This is a genomic window from Rhodococcus sp. MurmanLake-1, from assembly GCF_056945715.1.
This window is the reverse complement of the sequence record NZ_JBWZNF010000046.1, coordinates 1-1,685: the sequence shown is the minus strand read 5'-3', so window position 1 is coordinate 1,685 and position 1,685 is coordinate 1. Positions and strand designations below refer to the sequence as shown.

General features: G+C 61.8%; 2 protein-coding genes and 1 pseudogene. All 3 read right to left on the bottom strand.

Annotation, left to right across the window (positions count from 1 at the left end; translation table 11 throughout):
* Window positions 1-437: Clp protease/crotonase-like domain-containing protein (locus AC2ETI_RS32495; protein ID WP_483635039.1), on the bottom strand; the 437-nt coding region annotated here is incomplete at its 3' end.
* Window positions 430-1,338 (bottom strand): SDR family NAD(P)-dependent oxidoreductase, encoded by a 909-nt coding sequence (locus AC2ETI_RS32490; protein ID WP_483635038.1) that lies wholly within the window; start codon window positions 1,336-1,338, stop codon window positions 430-432. The genes AC2ETI_RS32495 and AC2ETI_RS32490, both read right to left, overlap by 8 nt.
* Before the next feature lie 11 nt (window positions 1,339-1,349).
* A pseudogene (locus AC2ETI_RS32485) lies at window positions 1,350-1,685 on the bottom strand (alpha/beta hydrolase); the annotation flags it as partial.

Sequence of the window (1,685 nt, the reverse complement as noted above, 5' to 3'; positions counted from 1 at the left end):
ATGTACACGGTCGACGAACGATTCATCCGAAGAATGGTTCGCTTCCAGCGGACAGACCACAGCACGCCGATTCCCAGGTCCCCCCCGCGCCGATCGACCAATGCTTCCATGCCGGGGAGGCGGAGGAGGCCCCCTAGCGCGCGCACCAGATATTCCAGGACCCCGATCGGTAGTTCTGGCTTGGAACTTTCGATCATTCCTCCGATAGCGAACGGGTCTGCGTGAGTGAGAAACCGACGTTCCGTGTCGCCGGTGAGCACGACTGCACCCACCGTGGGATCGTGGTCGACGGCGCGGGTCAGGCGGTCGAGGTCGGCGATGAGGTCCGGTGTCGCGAAGTCCAAGGGCGGGGTCGAGGTGCGGACGGTGAGAACTCTGTCGTGCTGGCGGGTTCGGAGGGTCGCCAGGTCGAGTTCGTTCGCGTTCTTCTCACTCATGGTTGCTCCTGAGGACGGTGGTGTCGTGGTTGATGGTGGTGTTGTGGTTGATGGTGGGAGCATTGCGGGCCAGTGCGATCGTCATTGCCTGGCCTATTGCGTTGCCTTTGTAGGCGCGGTACTCGATGAGTGGACGGAAGAGGCCAGGCGCCTTCGCTACCGGGTACAGTTTTCGCGGCGTGATCACATGCGCGTCACGCCGACGAAGCCCGCGCGTGATGTCCTCCACCACTTTGTCGAGTTTGGCGAATTCCCACACTCCCGAGAAGTTGTTGGTGAGCCTGACCATGGCCGCATCGACCAGCAACGGCTCGGTCATGGGTGTTCGGATGAACGGCGGGTGAGCACTTCCCACCGTGATTCCCCGAGGCTCGAGTTCAAGACGGAGCGTGTTACACAGCGCCCAGATTGCTGCTTTGCTCGGGGAGTATGCGCTCATGAACGGAACGGGGACGAATGCGGCCAGGGACGAGATCGCCATCAGGTGACCTTTGGTTTCGTCGACGTAGGGGAGCCCGGCCTTGAATGTGCGCCATATGCCGTGCAGATTGATGTCGATGGTGTTCTCCCAATCGTCGGCTCGCGCTGTCTCGAATGGATCGACGCCCGAGCTGACTGCCGCACCGGCGATCACCGCGTTGATGGGCCCGAGTTGGGCGCGGGACTTCTGGAGAGCCCTCTCCAGGCTTCGTTGATCCCGCACATCGATTCCGTATCCGACCACGCAGCCGTTCCGCCCGAGGCGCCGAGCTTGCTCGGCCGTTCGCTCGGGGTCGAGATCGAGGCAGGCCACTTTGGTTCCCCGCTTCACCAGCGCGGTGGCCAGGGCGTCGCCGATTCCACCGGTCGAACCTGTGATGGCGACGGTAGCAGTTGCTAGGTTCAGTTTTCGCTTACGCATGAGTGGTCGCCCTAAACGTTTCCGCTCAGGGAAGCCGGCGGCAGGTGATCCTGCAGAAATGCCACCTGGTCGGCGACAACTTTGTCGAACCATGGGCTCACGTAGATGTCGAAGTGGCCGGTCTCGTAGCGCCGTATTTCTGCTCGAGGCGCCTTTTCGGCCCATGCGATCGTGGCGTCTGCGGGAGTTACGCTGTCCTGCTCGCAGATTGCGAAGAAAATTGGCTGACTGACGTCTTTCGCCCGTCGGCCAGGGGCTCGTTTCATGATGCGAGGGAGAATGCGAGCGCCCACATTGACAGAAACGTACGGTTCGCCGATGGCGGTGTACATTGCTTCGACTCCCGG